The 16,318-nt window shown below is 35.2% G+C and carries 17 protein-coding genes; 9 read left to right on the top strand and 8 right to left on the bottom strand.

Going from position 1 to position 16,318, the window contains the following annotated elements:
• The first annotated feature begins 399 nt into the window (after positions 1–399).
• From BUA89_RS18865 to BUA89_RS18850, 4 genes are all read left to right on the top strand, one after another.
• On the top strand, positions 400–975 hold the full coding sequence (locus tag BUA89_RS18865) for a DUF4840 domain-containing protein (protein WP_072962242.1): 576 nt from the start codon (positions 400–402) through the stop codon (positions 973–975).
• Positions 976–1,074: 99 nt separating this feature from the next.
• Entirely contained in the window at positions 1,075–1,641 is a 567-nt protein-coding gene (locus tag BUA89_RS18860; RefSeq protein ID WP_072962238.1) for an RNA polymerase sigma factor, read from the top strand.
• Entirely contained in the window at positions 1,634–3,046 is a 1,413-nt protein-coding gene (locus BUA89_RS18855; protein WP_072962234.1) for an outer membrane beta-barrel protein, read from the top strand. The genes BUA89_RS18860 and BUA89_RS18855 overlap by 8 nt, the downstream gene beginning before the upstream one ends.
• 32 nt (positions 3,047–3,078) lie before the next feature.
• Complete coding sequence (locus BUA89_RS18850; RefSeq protein ID WP_072962231.1) at positions 3,079–4,047, top strand: T9SS type A sorting domain-containing protein; 969 nt, start codon at positions 3,079–3,081, stop codon at positions 4,045–4,047.
• 437 nt (positions 4,048–4,484) lie between these two features.
• On the opposite strand, the gene BUA89_RS18845 is transcribed toward BUA89_RS18850, so the two are convergent.
• On the bottom strand, positions 4,485–5,414 hold the full coding sequence (locus BUA89_RS18845; RefSeq protein ID WP_072962228.1) for a DUF3078 domain-containing protein: 930 nt from the start codon (positions 5,412–5,414) through the stop codon (positions 4,485–4,487).
• A gap of 267 nt (positions 5,415–5,681) precedes the next feature.
• On the opposite strand from BUA89_RS18845, the gene BUA89_RS18840 reads away from it, so the two are divergent.
• From BUA89_RS18840 to BUA89_RS18825, 4 genes are all read left to right on the top strand, one after another.
• On the top strand, positions 5,682–6,452 hold the full coding sequence (locus tag BUA89_RS18840; RefSeq protein ID WP_072962225.1) for a rhomboid family intramembrane serine protease: 771 nt from the start codon (positions 5,682–5,684) through the stop codon (positions 6,450–6,452).
• A gap of 67 nt (positions 6,453–6,519) precedes the next feature.
• Positions 6,520–7,629: a DNA-processing protein DprA gene (gene dprA / locus BUA89_RS18835; RefSeq protein ID WP_072962222.1), complete on the top strand. Its 1,110-nt coding sequence runs from the start codon at positions 6,520–6,522 to the stop codon at positions 7,627–7,629.
• A 190-nt stretch (positions 7,630–7,819) separates the two neighbouring features.
• On the top strand, positions 7,820–9,178 hold the full coding sequence (gene gdhA / locus BUA89_RS18830; protein WP_072962218.1) for an NADP-specific glutamate dehydrogenase: 1,359 nt from the start codon (positions 7,820–7,822) through the stop codon (positions 9,176–9,178).
• Positions 9,179–9,525: 347 nt separating this feature from the next.
• Entirely contained in the window at positions 9,526–9,891 is a 366-nt protein-coding gene (locus BUA89_RS18825; RefSeq protein WP_178362476.1) for an iron chaperone, read from the top strand.
• A gap of 30 nt (positions 9,892–9,921) precedes the next feature.
• Here the strand turns inward: BUA89_RS18825 and BUA89_RS18820 are convergent, their stop codons facing one another.
• The 4 genes from BUA89_RS18820 to BUA89_RS18805 form a co-directional block, all read right to left on the bottom strand.
• The gene (locus BUA89_RS18820) at positions 9,922–10,164 is read right to left on the bottom strand and encodes a hypothetical protein (protein ID WP_072962210.1); all 243 of its coding nucleotides are present in this window, start codon (positions 10,162–10,164) and stop codon (positions 9,922–9,924) included.
• A gap of 177 nt (positions 10,165–10,341) precedes the next feature.
• Positions 10,342–10,671 carry a hypothetical protein gene (locus BUA89_RS18815; RefSeq protein WP_072962206.1) on the bottom strand — a complete coding sequence of 110 codons (330 nt, stop codon included), beginning with the start codon at positions 10,669–10,671 and terminating at the stop codon, positions 10,342–10,344.
• A 116-nt stretch (positions 10,672–10,787) separates the two neighbouring features.
• Positions 10,788–11,276, bottom strand: a complete 489-nt coding sequence (locus tag BUA89_RS18810; protein ID WP_072962203.1) for a YkgJ family cysteine cluster protein — start codon at positions 11,274–11,276, stop codon at positions 10,788–10,790.
• A gap of 3 nt (positions 11,277–11,279) precedes the next feature.
• Entirely contained in the window at positions 11,280–12,248 is a 969-nt protein-coding gene (locus BUA89_RS18805; RefSeq protein WP_072962200.1) for an ion channel, read from the bottom strand.
• Between the two features lie 952 nt (positions 12,249–13,200).
• Here BUA89_RS18805 and BUA89_RS18800 point away from each other — a divergent pair.
• A complete protein-coding gene (locus tag BUA89_RS18800; RefSeq protein WP_072962197.1) occupies positions 13,201–13,581 on the top strand; it encodes a group III truncated hemoglobin in 381 nt (126 codons plus the stop codon).
• Between the two features lie 18 nt (positions 13,582–13,599).
• On the opposite strand, the gene BUA89_RS18795 is transcribed toward BUA89_RS18800, so the two are convergent.
• The 3 genes from BUA89_RS18795 to BUA89_RS18785 all read right to left on the bottom strand — a co-directional run bounded on the left by BUA89_RS18795 (position 13,600) and on the right by BUA89_RS18785 (position 16,317).
• Entirely contained in the window at positions 13,600–14,670 is a 1,071-nt protein-coding gene (locus BUA89_RS18795; RefSeq protein ID WP_072962194.1) for a calcium:cation antiporter, read from the bottom strand.
• Between the two features lie 65 nt (positions 14,671–14,735).
• Complete coding sequence (locus tag BUA89_RS18790; RefSeq protein ID WP_178362475.1) at positions 14,736–15,074, bottom strand: DUF6122 family protein; 339 nt, start codon at positions 15,072–15,074, stop codon at positions 14,736–14,738.
• A 25-nt stretch (positions 15,075–15,099) separates the two neighbouring features.
• Positions 15,100–16,317, bottom strand: coding sequence for a hypothetical protein (locus BUA89_RS18785; protein ID WP_072962191.1), 1,218 nt, complete (start codon positions 16,315–16,317; stop codon positions 15,100–15,102).
• Between the last annotated feature and the right edge of the window lies 1 nt (position 16,318).

Below are 16,318 nucleotides of genomic sequence, written 5' to 3'. Positions count from 1 at the left end.
TTTTAACAAATGTATTAAAATATTAAAACTAAGAGTCTGTTTAAATTTACTTTTAACATTAAGAAATTAGAGTATTTAGCTTAAAAAACTTAATAAAAATCAATTTTTTGATTTCTTAACTGAACATATCTTAATCAACTGAATTACTTAATGTTAATAGAAAAAAGCAAAGTTTATTTTAATTAGAAAAAATTAAGAAAGAACTAAAAAAATTTATTAAAAAAATTTAAACAAGTTCTAAGAATGCTTTTAAAATATAAAATTTTTCTTATTAAAAATCAAATAGTTATGAATTTTATGAAACATTTTTGTTAATTCATGTGCAAGATTTCTGAAAAACAGGATTTATATAAGTGAGTACTCAAGGATTAATGTTTAATGCAAAAAATTTAAAAAATAATGAAGAAACAAACAGTACTTAAAGGGTTTGTAGTGGCGGTAATTGTGTTTTTAGGGTTTTCCCTGATCTCATGTAATGATGAAAGATATGAACCGATTCCGGTGAAGCTGAGTGATGTGAACGGAAACTATAGAGCAAGGCTGATTACCAGCCAGGGAGGAAAAAATAATGAGAAAATTATTGATTTTGCTACGAAAGACAGCATCGTCACGTTTAAGGATTTTCCGTTAAGAGAAATTGTAAAATCGGTAGTGACGGATCCGGTAAAAGCCGATACTGCTTTGGCACACATCGGAAAAGTTGAATATAAATTGAATTTCAAATCTAAAATAAACGCAGAGCAGAACGTAGTAGAATTGACTTTTGAACCTAAAGTTTTGGCATTTCAGATTCCTGTAGACGGAGTGATGAAAAATACAGTGGTAAAGTTGGCAGCTAAGCAAAAAGGTTTTTTTGTAGGATACGACTGGTCGATGAGATTTGGGTTGGAAGCAGAAAAAATAACCATTGATGGAGTGGATGTGACTCCTTTTCAGACCATTAAATATGATATACCGATCAGTCTTAAGAATTAAAGTAATGGTTATTTGTCAGATAGGATAAGCCTCTTACGGGAGGCTGCCTATCTTTGCATGTACCGGCAAGTGGCAGTAGGACAATCTTGCGAGCAGTGAATGAAAATAGATAAGGAACAGATTTTGGCAGACCGCCTCCTGAAAAAGGAGGAAGCGGCTTGGAAAGAGCTTTTTGAGGCTTATTCAGGCAGTCTTACTTATGTATGCTCACGATATATTATCAATGGTGACGACGTTCATGATGTTCTGCAGAACAGTTTTATCCAGATGTTTCGTTCCGTTGATTCGTTTGAATTCAGAGGAAATGGTTCTTTAAGGGCATGGATGACGAGAATTGTGGTGAATGAATCTTTAAAACATATTAAAAAGAATTCTGACTTTAAAACAACAGCAGAAGATCTGGAAATTGCAGATACAGAAACGGATGAAGAACCTGATTTTGAAGAAATTTCTCAAGCAGAGATCATGGAGATGATTCGTTCCCTGCCGGAAGGGTATAGGGCGGTTTTCAATCTCTATGTATTTGAAGAGAAAAGTCATAAAGAAATTGCGGAAATACTGGGGATTGCAGAAAACTCTTCGGCTTCACAGTTTCACAGAGCAAAATCAATGCTTGCCCGGAAAATAAAAGAATATAAAATGTCTAAAACAGCGCAATATGAGTAATGATTGGTTGAATGATCTGCGCAAAAAGATGGAAGATCACACAGAAGACGTTCCTGACGGATTGTGGAAAAATATCAGGGACGAGATTTTTACGGAGGAAGAAGACAAAAAAATAATTCCTATCGTAAATACGGATCTTAAAGCACAGTCTAAAAATTCTTCAAAGACGAATTATAAACCACTTCTTTACCGTATTGGAAGTGTTGCGGCAGCTATTGTCATATTTTTTATGCTGGGCAGGCTGATTGATTTTGATTTTAAAAAAGAATTCTCTGAAACAGAAAATTCGCAGCAGGGCAAAACAAAATCTGATGATTTGTCTTTTAAGGATCAAATCGTATCAAATATAATCAGAGAAAAGAATGAAGATTTGCAGAATTCTATTCAGAAAGAAAATGATTTAAACTTTGATAATCAAACAAATACAAATCATGTTTTTGCAAACAATGTTTTTATAAATCCTCTGGATAAGATCATAAACTCTGCGTCTGATATTTTAAAAGATAACCAATCACAGAATTTTAGTAATAATAAAACTGAAAGTTTATCTGAAAATAATTTAGCACAAGAAGAAATCAAGAATGCCGTCGAAGGACAACAAAAGATAGATGAAACGTCGGAAACTCACGAGCTTCTGACGAAACAGGAAAGAGAATGGAAGGAAAAGTTTGAGGAAGATAAAAAAGCGAAGTTAGCTGGAAGCAAAATAAAAAAATCCTGGACGGTAGGGGTACTTACAGGAAATGCTTCTTCAAACTCTACCGACCAGTTCCCGGGATATGCTACTTTAAACGGAACAATGCCAATCCTTCCTGAAATCTGGACTGCCGAATTGGGCGAAGATCCTTTGATGGCCATTCTTTTAGCGAATCAGGATAAAAAAGTAGATGCCACAATCAAGCATAAAACTCCCATTACATTTGGGGCTTCCGTGTATTATAATATAGGAAAGCGTTGGGGAATAGGAACGGGGATCAATTATACAAAGCTTTCGGCACAACTTACTTCTGGAAACGGAAACAATTTCATCAGCAGTGAACAGAATATTCATTATATCGGAATTCCGGTGCAGGTAAATTATAATGTCATTCAAAAGGGAGCTTTTACCGGATATGTAACCGGGGGCGGGATGATTGAAAAAGCGGTTTCAGGAGATGTTAAAACAAAATACAATGTTGAGGGTGTTACCAAAGATCAGACAGAAGAGAAAATCAGCGAAAAACCTGTTCAGGTATCTGTAAATACGGCTGTGGGATTACAATTAAAAATAATCAAGAATATCGGGATCTATGCAGAACCGGGGGTTGGATATCATTTTAAAGACAACAGCTCCTTAAATACTATTTATAAAGAAAAACCTCTGAATTTCAATCTGAAATTCGGAATCAGGCTCATGCTTGACTAATATTTAATATCAAATCACAAAATATTTTTCATATGAAAACAAAACTAATTTTTTTAAGTATCCTTTTTTTAGGAATCATCAATCTGAAGGCACAGCAATGTGATCCTGTCGTTACAAGTCCAAGGCTGGGAGCTATGTTTCCCGATAAAGTAGTTTTCTGTAATACAGAATCAGAAACATTATCTACCACACAAACGTATGGTTCTTATCAATGGTATAAGCAAGAATGGGACTGGCAGACTCCTAATCCAAACCCATGGGTGCCTGTTTCGGGAGCAACTTCTCAGTCGTTAACGATTAACGGGACTGCGGATATGCTGTATTATTTTAAAGTTGAAGTTACGGAAGGAGACTGTGTGGCAGAAAGCACGCCGATCCTTGCAGACGGATATGCGTACGGGTTACCGTTTATGATGGCAGATTTTACTCCGGGAACTTTCGAAGAGGTAAACGGTGAGTATAATGTGTGTAACGGCGCTTCGGTACAACTGAGCAACGGTTATCCGCAAGTGTATGGCGTTCATACCTGGTTCAGATGTGTTCCTTCCAACATTCCGGCTTCGCCGTCAGACCCTTGCATCATTGCTGGAGAAACAGGAGATTCTTATACGGCTACGGATTCAGGACATTACGGATTTTATGCATGTACAGAATATTGTCCGGATCAATGCGAATTTCTAGGAGACTTTGCATTCATTAAATTGAACTTCGGGAATTGGAATTTCTGCGAAACTTTAGGGACAGGAGAAGTAAAGCCCAAAGAAAACAGCTTAAGTATTTATCCTAATCCTGCTTCACAATTCTTATATATCGGACGGGAAGCAGACAAAAAATATGCTGAGGTTTCCATTATTGATATGTCCGGAAAGCTGATCCAGCAGAAAAAAGATCATCAGTATAATGAACCGATTAATGTAAGCTCTCTTATTCCTGGAACTTACTTAGTGGTTTCAAAAACAAAAGACGGAAAATTGTACAGAAATAAATTTATTAAGAAATAATACAATAGATCCCAGTAGTTTTAGTTTTTTCAATAATTATCTTGAGGCTGTTTTTTTAAACAGTCTCTTTTTTGTTTAAATACATAAGACTTAGAGTCTGTTTAAATTTATAATTTGCTTTTAACATTAAGAAATTAAGAGTATTTAGCTTAAAAAAACTTAATAAAAATCAATTTATTGATTTCTTAATCAAAAAACACCTTAATTGACTGAATTGCTTAATGTTAATAAAGAATAAAGTTTATTTTAATTTAGAAAATTAAGAAAGAGCTATAAAAATTTATTAATTAAAATTTAAACAGGCTCTTAGATATTTTGTTTAAAGTAAATTAAGAAGAAAAAAGAACACATTTAGTTTAAACAAATATTACATATAAAGACGATACAAAATAAAAAACTACCTCTGTTATGAGGTAGTTTTATCATTATGAAATTTCTTATTTTTTAATCCACCACTGGCTGTCTTTTCTGTCGGAACGTTTTACACCGTTATTTAATGTATATGCCAAGCCAACTCCCAGCGTCTGTTTTAGCTGGGTTCTCTTAATCTGATTATGATCGTAAAGAACATCTACAGTAATATTAGAGGAAATAAATTTATTAACTTTTAAATTCAAAACCATTCCATAGGCCAAAACCAGCCTTTCCGGATGATCAAGATAATTCGAGAATACAGAAGCCGTGTTGGTAATGTTCACATTTTCCATTAGCTTTACTTTATAATAAGCAGTCCCCAGAAAACCGAACTGCAGCAAAGAAGTGTCTCCGTCGGCCTTCAAACCGTAATTTCCTGCTAATTGAAGTTCTTTATCCAAAACAAAAGCCCATCTGGCGTTGGTAGGGCGCAACGTTACATTTACATTATCGTTGGGCCTGTATGTGATACCCATACCGACGTTCAGATATCCCGGAGCCATAAAATTAGAGATTTTCTTTGCCTCGGGATTGTTTCCGTCTTCATACCCGGCAGAAAACTGCGATTGTAATCCTGCACCTACAGAAAGGTACCAGCTTTTGAAGAATTTTCTTCCATAATTGGTCGATATATTAATAACGTCCTGGGTTTTCCTTACGCCAACCCCTTTCGTATCATTTTGTCCGTAATTTAGAAGGATGATGTTCTCCCAAAGATCATTGTCTTTTTCGTAGGTAATATTATAATCCACACTGGCAAGCCAGCCCACGTTGTTGGCACCACCGCCAACCCAATTGGAAAAGGCTGCCTGATTAAACATTAAAGCTTGTTTTCCCAGAACAGACCAGTGTTTTATGGTATCTACGGGTACAGCAGCAGTGTCTATGATAACTACCTGCGCATGGCTGAAAAAACCTAAATAAAATAAAAGAATGAATAAAAACTTCTTCATGATTCCAAAATTTTCAACCGCTAAAATATTAAATATAAATTTGAATAAAAAAAATTAAACCTTACAAATGGTGTTTTTAGAGCGATTTTAATACCTCAATTATTAAAAAATAAGCTGTTATATGTGTTTCAATGACAAAAGAGTCGTATTTCGGGATGTAACCGCTGCGAATCATTACTTTTTGTCTGAAATAAAATGTAAATCAATTGATTCATCGACATTTTTTCCGAAATTTATCATTGGCTTTTCATTTGACGTTGAAAGACTATGTTTAAAAATAATGTAATTTCCAAGAAAGCTATGATCTATCCTTCGCTAATGCTTGCAGCGATGTGGTTGGGCTTTTTCTTACAGATGCACGGCTTTTTTCAAAGCTGTTTCGGGGCGATCATTCCATTGTTGCCGGAAGGCCTGTTGGGAATTATTACTTCACCTCTCTTACATGGAAACATGGATCATATTATCGGAAACTCTATCCCGATTGCGGTGCTGATGTTTTTACTTTATCAATTTTACCCCTTGGTGGCGAATAAGGTCTTTATCATCGGCTGGCTGGCAACAGGATTTCTGGTGTGGCTTCTTCCGCCGATTGATATTATGACGGGAGATTATTTATATACCTGTACCATCGGAGCGAGTGGGGTGGTGTATGTATTGGCGTTTTTTCTTTTTTTCAGCGGGGTTTTTAAATGGAATATGAAGCTGCTGACCATCTCTTTATTAGTAGTTTTATATTACGGAAGTCTGGTTTGGGGGATGTTGCCGGAAGAATTGTTCTCTAATCTTGAAGAACCGAGTAAAATATCCTGGCAGGCGCATTTAGCAGGTGGAGTCGTAGGTATTATTCTGGCTTTTATGTTTAAGAAAATAGGAGATAAAAAGAAGAAATTTATCTGGGAATTTCCTAATTATTACAGTGAAAAAGATGATAAACTTTGGCAGGAATACAAAGAAAACCATCCGGATGACTTCCTGGAGCTGCCTTATAAAAAGAAAGATGATATCTGGGATCGTCTGGATGAATTGAGGGGGAAATAGTATTTAAAACATTATTTTACAGTGAATTAATATTCATAAAATTGTTACATTTGTGAAAACAACACAAATGTATTCTGAAGAACATCTTTACTCGATCGCTTTGCGCGAATGTAATCTAATAGGCGATATCAATTTCCATAAGCTTGTCCGCACCTTTGGAAATGCAAAAAATGCATGGGAAAACGTCCCAAAAGAATATAAAAAACTCGACGGCTTCGGAAAGAAAATGGTTTCCGATATCGGAAATCCTGAGCATTTGAAATTTGCAGAAAAAGAGCTGAAATTCTGCGAAAACCATAATGTTGAAATTAATCTCAGACACCTTCAGCAACTTCCAAAATTGCTGCACGAATGCGATGATGCTCCGGCCATTCTTTATCAAAAAGGACATTTTGATCATTCTAAACAGAAAGTAAGTATTGTCGGAACAAGGAATATGACTTCCTACGGCAAGCAGTTTATCCACGATTTTTTTGAAGAGACAAAATCCTGTCAGTACATTTCCGTAAGCGGTCTGGCATTGGGTGTGGATAAAGAAGTTCACGAGCAGTCAATTCGTCATCAGATCCCAACTGCTGCTGTATTGGCGCACGGATTTCATATTTTATATCCTGCCAAAAACAGAAAATTATCAGAAAAAATTCTTGAAGAAGGCGGTGCATTGTTTACGGAATTTAATTCATCAAGAAAGCCCGACCGGGAAAATTTTATACAGCGAAATCGTGTCGTGGCCGGCATTTCTCCTTCCACAATCGTTGTGGAAACGGCATTTGGCGGCGGATCTATCAGTACCGCTACTTTTGCCAATATGTACAATCGGGAGGTGTTTGCCTTGCCAGGAAAAATTACCGATAAGCAAAGCCAGGGCTGTAATCATCTTATTTTTCAGAATAAAGCAGCAGCAATTTCTACGATTAAAGATCTTATAGACAATCTCTCTCTTGATAAACCCCGTACAACAATAGAAGAATTATTTCCCCGCAGTGAAGTGGCTATTCAACTTACGGACGGTCAGGAGTTAATCTTTAAGATTATTACAGAAAATCCTCAGATCAGCTTAGATGATATTATTGAAAAAACGGATCTTTCTTCACACAAAATTTTACCGGTAATTCTCGAATTGGAACTTTTAGGGAAAGTAAAATCATTTTCAGGGAGACAATTTTTAGCAATATGATATTTAATGATTTCTTAATATTGCATTGTTTTAAACATAACATTTAATTTTTAATAAAATTAATGCTTTAATTATTAATTTAATAATATTAAGTCATTATATTATTAAATTTTCAACAATCATTCATTCAGCTATTGTGAATCTTGAAAAAAAAATTAAATTTGTTGAGATAATATTCAACCCTAATTATATGGAACAATATAATATTGACCAGAAAATACAAGAATTTATAGCAAAAATTGAGGCAAAAAACCCTAACGAGCCAGAATTTTTACAAGCAGTAAAAGAAGTTGCTGTTACCGTGATTCCGTTTATTATGACGAAGAAGGAATACACAGGAATGAAACTTCTGGAAAGAATGGCGGAAGCTGAAAGAATTATCATCTTCAGAGTTCCATGGGTTGACGATAAAGGAGAAATCCAGGTAAACAGAGGTTTCAGAATCCAGATGAACTCTGCGATCGGGCCATACAAAGGGGGAATTCGTTTCCATCCTACCGTAAACCTTTCGGTTCTTAAATTTTTAGCTTTTGAGCAGGTATTTAAAAACTCATTGACTACACTTCCGATGGGAGGTGGTAAAGGTGGTTCAGACTTCGATCCGCAAGGAAAATCTGATATGGAAGTAATGCGTTTCTGCCAGGCTTTCATGACGGAAATGTGCAAGCATATCGGGCCTGAAACAGACGTTCCTGCAGGAGATATCGGTGTTGGAGCCAGAGAAATCGGATATTTATTCGGACAATATAAGAAAATCAGAAACGAATTTACTGGTGTATTGACTGGTAAAGGACTTGCGTACGGTGGTTCATTAATCCGTCCTGAAGCTACAGGATACGGTGTGGTGTATTTCGCAGAGCAGATGCTTAAAACAATCGGACAGACTTTTAAAGATAAAATTGTATCGGTTTCAGGTTTCGGAAACGTGGCTTGGGGAGTTATCAAAAAAGTAAATGAACTGGGCGGAAAAGTAGTAACTATTTCCGGACCGGACGGATACATCTACGATAAAGATGGAATCGACGGAGAAAAAATCGATTATCTATTAGAGTTAAGATCGTCAGGAAACAACAGGGCTGAAGATTATGCTAAAAAATATCCTTCTGCAGAATTCTTTGCCGGGAAACGTCCTTGGGAAGTGAAGTGTGATGTTGCCATTCCTTCTGCAACCCAAAACGAACTGGATCTTGAAGATGCTAAGGTATTGGTAGAAAATGGTTGTGTTTGTGTGACTGAAGCTGCAAATATGCCTTCAACATTAGATGCCATCAACTATTTCTTAGACAATAAAGTATTATTCTCTCCGGGGAAAGCTTCTAACGCCGGAGGTGTTGCCACTTCAGGTCTTGAAATGACTCAAAACTCAATCCGTCTGAACTGGACTTCTGAAGAGGTAGACGCAAGATTGAAAGAGATTATGATCGGGATTCACAAAGCTTGTAGAGACTACGGAAAAGAGGAAGACGGCTATGTAAACTACGTAAAAGGTGCAAATATTGCCGGCTTCGTAAAAGTAGCAGAGGCAATGTTGGCTCAGGGAGTAGTATAAATATAAAGGTTGGGAAGATTTCCCGACCTTTTTTCATATAACCTGTTCCCGGGACTATAAATGGGATAAAAGTAAAAAAGTGAAAGGAGAAAGCGTTGATTTATTCAGCGCTTTTTATTTTAACGCTACGTTCGCTAGGATATTTTTTTAATTAGTCTGCATGTTTTTCGGTCGCAAAGGCGTTTCACTCAGCTAATGATAATTATGAAGTTTAACCTAACCCCAATGTTTATCATTCCGTAGGAATCTGGGCTTAGTATTATAGTATTTCTTTAAAATTATTGCTGGGGTTCCTACGAACGGCAAACATAATGCTGAAAGGTGTTAGAAAATAATTAATTTTAAATATGAAAAACACGTTTAAAAATATCGATGAATACATTCTCTTATTTCCTGAAGTACAGGAGAAGCTGAAAGAATTAAGAAAAATTATCCTTGCCCAAAATTCTGATATTGAAGAATATATTGGCTATCAGATGCCGGCTTTCAGGTACAAAAAGAAACCGCTGATTTATTTTGCAGGTTATAAAAAACATATAGGTTTGTATCCCGGAGCGGAAGGTATTAAGACTTTTGAAAAATATTTTATGGAGAAAGGCTATAAATTTTCAAAAGGAGCAGTACAGTTTCCGCTGGATAAAGATCTTCCTTTGGATCTGATTAAGAGTATTGTAGAATTCAGACTGACAGAAATCGATCAGAAAAAATCCTGAAAAAAACTTTCAGGATTGTGATTATTTTGCTTATCGATTATTTTTCTTTTTCATTTTTCTGTCACTCTTTGCAGCGTCCCTGTTTTTCCAATTGGCCGTATCTGTTTTAGTCTTGTCCCAGGTGTTATCATTCATATTGTTATTCTTTATATCTCTGTTATTCCGGGTTGTGTCGGATCTAACAGTGTCTGTTCTTTTCTGTGGTGTCGTCTGCGCAGATAAAGTGACGGTTCCTAGTACTGCAAAAGCTGCAGCTAAAATTAAATTTTTCATATTATAATAATTTTGGATGGTGTTATTATGTTAAATGCAATTATCATACAAAATGTAAAGTGTTTGATATGTTTTAACTTGATTTATAACTAATTATGATAAATTACATTATAGATACCACAATAAAAATCCTGAAACATACATTTCAGGATTCCATTTCTACTTTTAAATTAAATACTACTTCTGCTTTTTCTTTTTAGACTTCTTTTCTTCTTTGGTTGCTTCTGTTGGTTTAGTAGCATCAATGGTGGTATCTGCATTTACACTTGCTGTAACTTCGGCTACAGATGTTGTGGCCGGAGTAGCTTCTACAGTGGCTGTCGCAGCCGTATTTTGATTTTGTACACCTGTTCCTGAGTTGATTCCCAAGTTTGAGGTAGCCTGTGTGCCTTGCTGAGGCTGAGTTGTGGATGGATTATTAGAATTTTGAGATGGTGTTCCTGTCTGTGCGGATGCGGCGATTACTCCGATAAATGTAAATGCTGCTGTTAAAACTAACTTCTTCATAATATTAATATTTTAAATGGTTGTTTAAATAAAACGCCCCACTTTTGTCAAATATTATATCTAAAGTATTTATTTAACGTAGTTTATAACTTTTTAAGATGAATTCTGATTTTAGGTTATTTTCCTAAATTTTTCATAATCCGCTCCACAAATTCATAGGCTGCCGGGCAGATCACGGTGTTTTTTATCATTAAATTATTGATCTGATAAATCTTTTTCCGGTCTGTATGCGGATACTCCCTGCATGCTTTCGGTCTAACATCGTAGATGGAGCAGGTGTTGTCATCATTTAAAAAGTAGCAAGGAAGATTTTGCAGCACTTTATCATTGTCTTCATCCACACGTAGAAATTTTGCTTCGAAATCGGCAGGTTTCATACGGAGATGTTTAGAAATCCTTTCAATATCTTTTTCTGTATACAGCGGTCCGGTGGTTTTACAGCAATTGGCACACTGCAGGCAGTCTATTTTTTCGAAAACTTCATCGTGAGTCTCCTGCACTACATAATCGAGGTTTTTGGGCGGCTTCTTTTTCAGTCCGTCCAGAAATTTTTTATGTTCTTTTTGCTTTTGTAAAGCCTGTTTTTTGTAAAAATCTAAATTCATTTATTATTTTTCTTCCATCATCATGGGGAGATCTGCTTTTTGATAATCATTAATTTTATCCAGGTCTAAGACGGTAGAAAGATTTTCCTTATCCGGATAATACATCGGCGTAAATTTGGCTCCGTAAATAATCTCCTTAGAAATATAAGAACACCGCTGCACCACTGTATTGGAAAATACTTCATCAAATGCCCGGAGATGAACAATAATCTCGATATCCGTATTCTTGAAATCTTCTTCAGAAAAACCGTAAAAAGGGGATTCTTCGTCAATTTTATGTACAACGGTCCAGTTCAGGGCTAGGGTATTAATTTTATTTAATTGAGTTTTTAATGTATAAAAATTACTTTTCGGAACGCTGTTCTCAATCACTTCAATAGCTGCTGAGACGATAACATCAGCATCCGTTAATGCATTATTTTTAAAAGGTGCCAGTCTAAACATCAGTGCAGAACCTCCTTTAAAAGGCGAAATTACCGCAATATCAGAAAACTTCAGATAGGCTCTCGGTCTGGAAAATCTTCCGTAAAAAAGTCCTGTTGCGATGGCAAAGGTAAGCAATCCCAAAAAAGCTTCAAAAGTAGCGACTAAACTTGCCATAAAGCCTACCGGAGCAATTCTTCCATAGCCTACCGTTGTAAAAGTCTGCGAGCTGAAGAAAAAAACATCGATAAACTCATTTACAGGATCGCTTTTATCAATTCCAGTTAAATGCTCTACACCGATCAGATAATAGATGAAGGCAAAAAAGAGATTCACCAGAACATAAGCAATCACCAGATACGAAAGAAATTGAAACGTCGACAGATCCAGCATCGTATGATACCAGCTAAACCGATTAAAAATATTCACCCCTTTTCTGGTCACATTAGGAAGACCGTCTTTATTGATAAACCTTCCGGATGCATTGTCTCCAAAACCACTGTTTTCGGTGTTTTTCTGGCGAATTTTTTGTCTGAATCCTTTTGCCATCTTTTAATTGCTTGCTTGTAGATTATCGGCTTTTTATTTAATTAATCCTGTCTTTTGAATTAGTAATTTTTTCAATCCAATCTGCAAAGATAAAATATTGTTTTTAGGAAATTTATAAAAAGCGTTTTTACCTAAGTTTGAATACGGAAAATGTTCCGCGGGGAACAATTATTTTGCTATAAAAATGAAAAAATACTATATCTGGTATTTACTTTGAAAATTAAAAACTAAATAAAATATAAAAATTATAACCTGTTTGATTATTTTATATCTTATCTGTAAAATTATTTAAAACTATTAGAGAAGATTAAGCAAAAAATGCGAATAAATGTCTCTGTCTTATATCAAATTTACTTAGCTTTTTAATTGGTAAATAATGGTTCATAATTAATATAAAAATTTAAAGAAATTAGCTTTAAAATTAATCTCAGATATGAATTACAAAAAGAAAATCGATTATATAAGTGTTTTTTAAAAAGTTTATACTAAAAAACTTTGCCTGCTTTGATGTTTTTTTTTATTTAGTTGTAATAAGAAAAATGTTGAAACAAGTAATTCCATTCAAAAACAAGATTCAATTAATTTTATTGTGGATTCTATTCATGTATCAGATTCATGTAAAATCGCTTTAAAAAGGATAAAAAATCAATGGATAGGGCAGAGAAAAGAAAGGCTAAAATTCAATATATATAAAGTGACTTAAATAAAGTACTGTCTCAAAAAGTAAACTTAATACTCTGAAAATCTCCTAAAACGATAAGAAATGGGATTTAGACAATTTCTTCATTTTTTCCTCTATATAATAGTGTCCTTTAGCTTTGTCAGAGACCATTTTTATACTTTAACTTTTGTAAATAAACTTTAAAAACATAATTATCATAAATAACCAAACCCTGAAATTTATCAACCTCACAATTAAACTTTCCAGCCGATTTTAAGCTAACTTTGAAGTATGAAAAAATTAGAAACAAGAGAAGATATAGAACAACTTGTCAATGCTTTTTATGCGAAAGTTGTTAAGGATGAGACGATTGGTTTTTTCTTTAATGATATTGCCAAAGTAGATTGGGATAAGCATTTGCCGAAAATGTATTCTTTCTGGGAAACCATTCTTTTCGGGCAGATGTCTTACAAAGGAAATCCGATGGGAGTTCATTTTCCGATCAATGAGATTGAGGCGATGGAACAAAAACACTTCGACCGATGGCTGGAGCTTTGGAGAACAACTGTTGAAGAAAATTTTGTGGGAGAAAATGCCGATATGGCGATTTATAAGTCTGAAAATATTGCCAAATTGATGGCTTTTAAAATGGACTTGGCAAGAAGACTTTAGCTGTTAAAAGTTCTCAGATTAAGGAACGATTACCGTGAAAATGTAAGCGGCGAGGTTGACCAATAAAACGGTTCCGTAAAGAATATTTGTTTTTCCACGGCTTAAGGAAAGCATAACGATGAAAACCGATAATGAAAGAAGAATAATGTCTTTTTTATCCAGCCCCAAAACCAGTGGAATATCATACATAATGCAAACCACGGAAACTGCAGGAATAGTAAGTCCGATACTTGCCAGAGCCGATCCCAGTGCAAGATTCAGGCTCGACTGAATCTGATTTCCGCGCGCTGCCCTGATCGCGGCAAGCCCTTCGGGAAGTAGAACAACAGCTGCAATAATTACGCCCACCAAAGATTTCGGTGCACCCATACTCTGAACCATATTCTCGATGGTTGTGGACAGTCCTTTGGCCATCATCACAACAATTGCCAGACAGATGACCAGAAATATAAAGCTGATGAGTGTTTTATTAAAAGAAGGAATATAATGTTCTTCAGGATGCTCTTCGGGAACAATAAAATAATTTCGGTGTCTGATCGTCTGAACCATCAGAAATATCCCGTAAATAACGAGGCAGGCAATCGAAACAAATATCAGCTGCGCCTGATTATAAAACGGTCCGTTCACACTTGAGGTAAAATTAGGAAGAACCAGTGTTAAAACTAAAATGGATACAATGCTTACCAGATAAGTGGTGGCTGAGGTTCTGGCAAAAAACTGTTCGTAATATTTAACGCCTCCTACCAAAATACAGATGCCTAAAATACCGTTCAGAATAAGCATGACGGCGGCAAAAACCGTATCTCTTGCCAAGGTGATGGCCTGTTCACCACCGGCAACCATTAACGAAATAATTAAAGCCACTTCAATGATGGTGATGCACAATGCTAAAATAATCGTTCCGAAAGGTTCGCCGACTTTATGGGCTACAACTTCCGCATGATGCACTGCCGATAAAACGCTTCCGGTAAGCAAAAGACCCGCAACTACATCAAATACCACGCCCGTTCCCATTAATCCGGAGAAATAATATCCCACCGCCAAAACAGGAAAAATATAGGTATAATGTAACAGTTCTTTTATTTTCATAAGTGTCTACAAAATACAAAAAATCTATGAAATTTAAGATATCAAAAGAAAATATTAATAATATTTTAATGACTCCAGAAATAAAAATCCTGAAAATCGGTCAGCATATGAAATAATAGTCCAATGCCAATAATACGGATATTTCCTTTAAAAAATAGCATCAAAAAATACACCGCAATCGCATAGTAAGAATGCAAAAAATGAAAGCCGATGCTTCCGCGGTTGGGATCAAAAATGGGGTTTGCAAAAAGATGATCCAGATCCACAAGCATTGTTGCCAATAGAATGAGATACACTTTTTTCCAGTGATCACGATAAAAAATTAAAGCGATAAACACCGGAAAGACAAAATGCAGAAAGTAATGTGTAAATGTTTTTAACAATAAAATTTGCGAATGATCCATTAATGTGTAATTAAATATCCTTTTGCTACCTTAAAATCAGCGGCAGATCTTCTTTTCTGAATTTCAGTTTTACATAATAATCATAACCTTTATTTCCATAAAAGAGGTATTCTAAATTTGAAATCAGTTTCTTTTCAGTGGGGGTTAAAGATGTAAGCGAAGAATATAGTAAGGCCTTATTTCTTATAAAAATATAATTTTCTTTCAATATAGGGGAGAGGGAGATGGCTTTTCTCGTTGATTTGATTTCAAATCCTACTTTGTTTTTCTCAATCACATTCGGCTGGAATGGGATGGCTGTAAATTGGTTCTGAGCATTCATCCATTTTTTATGCTGAAAATATTGCTCTGTTTTTTCAGGATTTAAACTTTGCAATGCCATCACATAATTGAGCTGTGTAATTTTCCGGAAAGACTTTTTCTCAATCTCATTAAAGTTATCGTCATAGCCATAAGTAATGATGGTATCGCTTACCTGTTCCGGATCTGCAGTTGCTGTAAAATGATTGAGATGTAAAGAATCTGCAAGGGTTTTATCAAAAAAAGAAGCTAAGTTTTGGATATTTTTAGAATCTAATTCGGTTTCTAAAAAAGTGTTTTTTTGTTGAAGCTGAGCGATAATAGAATTAAAAGCTTCTCCGTTGACTGCACTTTTTATTTCAATATCGTCGTTATTTAAGTTGATAGAGAAATTGCGGGTTCGCGGTCCGGAAATGAATGAGATGCTTCCCAAACTGCCATTAATAAAAGAATCGGCTCTAAAATCGTTTTTTCCGGATGCAATGAATTGACGGATGTTTTTCAATGCTCTATCAGATGTTCCGATGATGCATTTTTCGTGATCAATCGTTAGAATAATCTGTTCTTTTTGAAATACATTTTTACCTTTATCGATGAATTTTTGCTGTTTCAGATATTTTATAAACTGTTGCTCATTTTTAATTTCAACAACGCTGTACCATTCAGAAAATTGGGTATTACTGACATGAAAAATTTGCAAAAAATCGGGAATTTGCACTCCCGATTCCTGTATTGAAATTGTATTTTTAGCCTTGTTCCCCAACCATTTTGAAGGATGGATGGCAAGGTTGGAAATATATTGTCTTTCCAGTTTTTTTACATCGATTAAAACTACAATATCCGCATTTTTAGGAATGAATTTTAATTCTTTATTCTGATGATAAAATGTGAAATAAACGATGGCAATCAGCAGAAAAACGGCCAAGACAATAATTTTCTTCATC

This window comes from Chryseobacterium arachidis, assembly GCF_900129245.1.
Lineage (GTDB): Bacteria > Bacteroidota > Bacteroidia > Flavobacteriales > Weeksellaceae > Chryseobacterium > Chryseobacterium arachidis.
The sequence above is the reverse complement of the archived record's forward strand: the minus strand, read 5'-3'. Positions and strand labels throughout refer to the sequence as shown.

What these genes read in the sequence shown, in the direction of transcription:
- BUA89_RS18865 (WP_072962242.1), top strand. Translation starts at nt 400, where the DNA reads ATGAAGAAACAAACAGTACTTAAAGGGTTTGTAGTGGCGGTAATTGTG.
- BUA89_RS18860 (WP_072962238.1), top strand. Translation starts at nt 1,075, where the DNA reads ATGAAAATAGATAAGGAACAGATTTTGGCAGACCGCCTCCTGAAAAAG.
- BUA89_RS18855 (WP_072962234.1), top strand. Translation starts at nt 1,634, where the DNA reads ATGAGTAATGATTGGTTGAATGATCTGCGCAAAAAGATGGAAGATCAC.
- BUA89_RS18850 (WP_072962231.1), top strand. Translation starts at nt 3,079, where the DNA reads ATGAAAACAAAACTAATTTTTTTAAGTATCCTTTTTTTAGGAATCATC.
- BUA89_RS18845 (WP_072962228.1), bottom strand. Translation starts at nt 5,414, where the DNA reads ATGAAGAAGTTTTTATTCATTCTTTTATTTTATTTAGGTTTTTTCAGC.
- BUA89_RS18840 (WP_072962225.1), top strand. Translation starts at nt 5,682, where the DNA reads ATGTTTAAAAATAATGTAATTTCCAAGAAAGCTATGATCTATCCTTCG.
- dprA (WP_072962222.1), top strand. Translation starts at nt 6,520, where the DNA reads ATGTATTCTGAAGAACATCTTTACTCGATCGCTTTGCGCGAATGTAAT.
- gdhA (WP_072962218.1), top strand. Translation starts at nt 7,820, where the DNA reads ATGGAACAATATAATATTGACCAGAAAATACAAGAATTTATAGCAAAA.
- BUA89_RS18825 (WP_178362476.1), top strand. Translation starts at nt 9,526, where the DNA reads ATGAAAAACACGTTTAAAAATATCGATGAATACATTCTCTTATTTCCT.
- BUA89_RS18820 (WP_072962210.1), bottom strand. Translation starts at nt 10,164, where the DNA reads ATGAAAAATTTAATTTTAGCTGCAGCTTTTGCAGTACTAGGAACCGTC.
- BUA89_RS18815 (WP_072962206.1), bottom strand. Translation starts at nt 10,671, where the DNA reads ATGAAGAAGTTAGTTTTAACAGCAGCATTTACATTTATCGGAGTAATC.
- BUA89_RS18810 (WP_072962203.1), bottom strand. Translation starts at nt 11,276, where the DNA reads ATGAATTTAGATTTTTACAAAAAACAGGCTTTACAAAAGCAAAAAGAA.
- BUA89_RS18805 (WP_072962200.1), bottom strand. Translation starts at nt 12,248, where the DNA reads ATGGCAAAAGGATTCAGACAAAAAATTCGCCAGAAAAACACCGAAAAC.
- BUA89_RS18800 (WP_072962197.1), top strand. Translation starts at nt 13,201, where the DNA reads ATGAAAAAATTAGAAACAAGAGAAGATATAGAACAACTTGTCAATGCT.
- BUA89_RS18795 (WP_072962194.1), bottom strand. Translation starts at nt 14,670, where the DNA reads ATGAAAATAAAAGAACTGTTACATTATACCTATATTTTTCCTGTTTTG.
- BUA89_RS18790 (WP_178362475.1), bottom strand. Translation starts at nt 15,074, where the DNA reads ATGGATCATTCGCAAATTTTATTGTTAAAAACATTTACACATTACTTT.
- BUA89_RS18785 (WP_072962191.1), bottom strand. Translation starts at nt 16,317, where the DNA reads ATGAAGAAAATTATTGTCTTGGCCGTTTTTCTGCTGATTGCCATCGTT.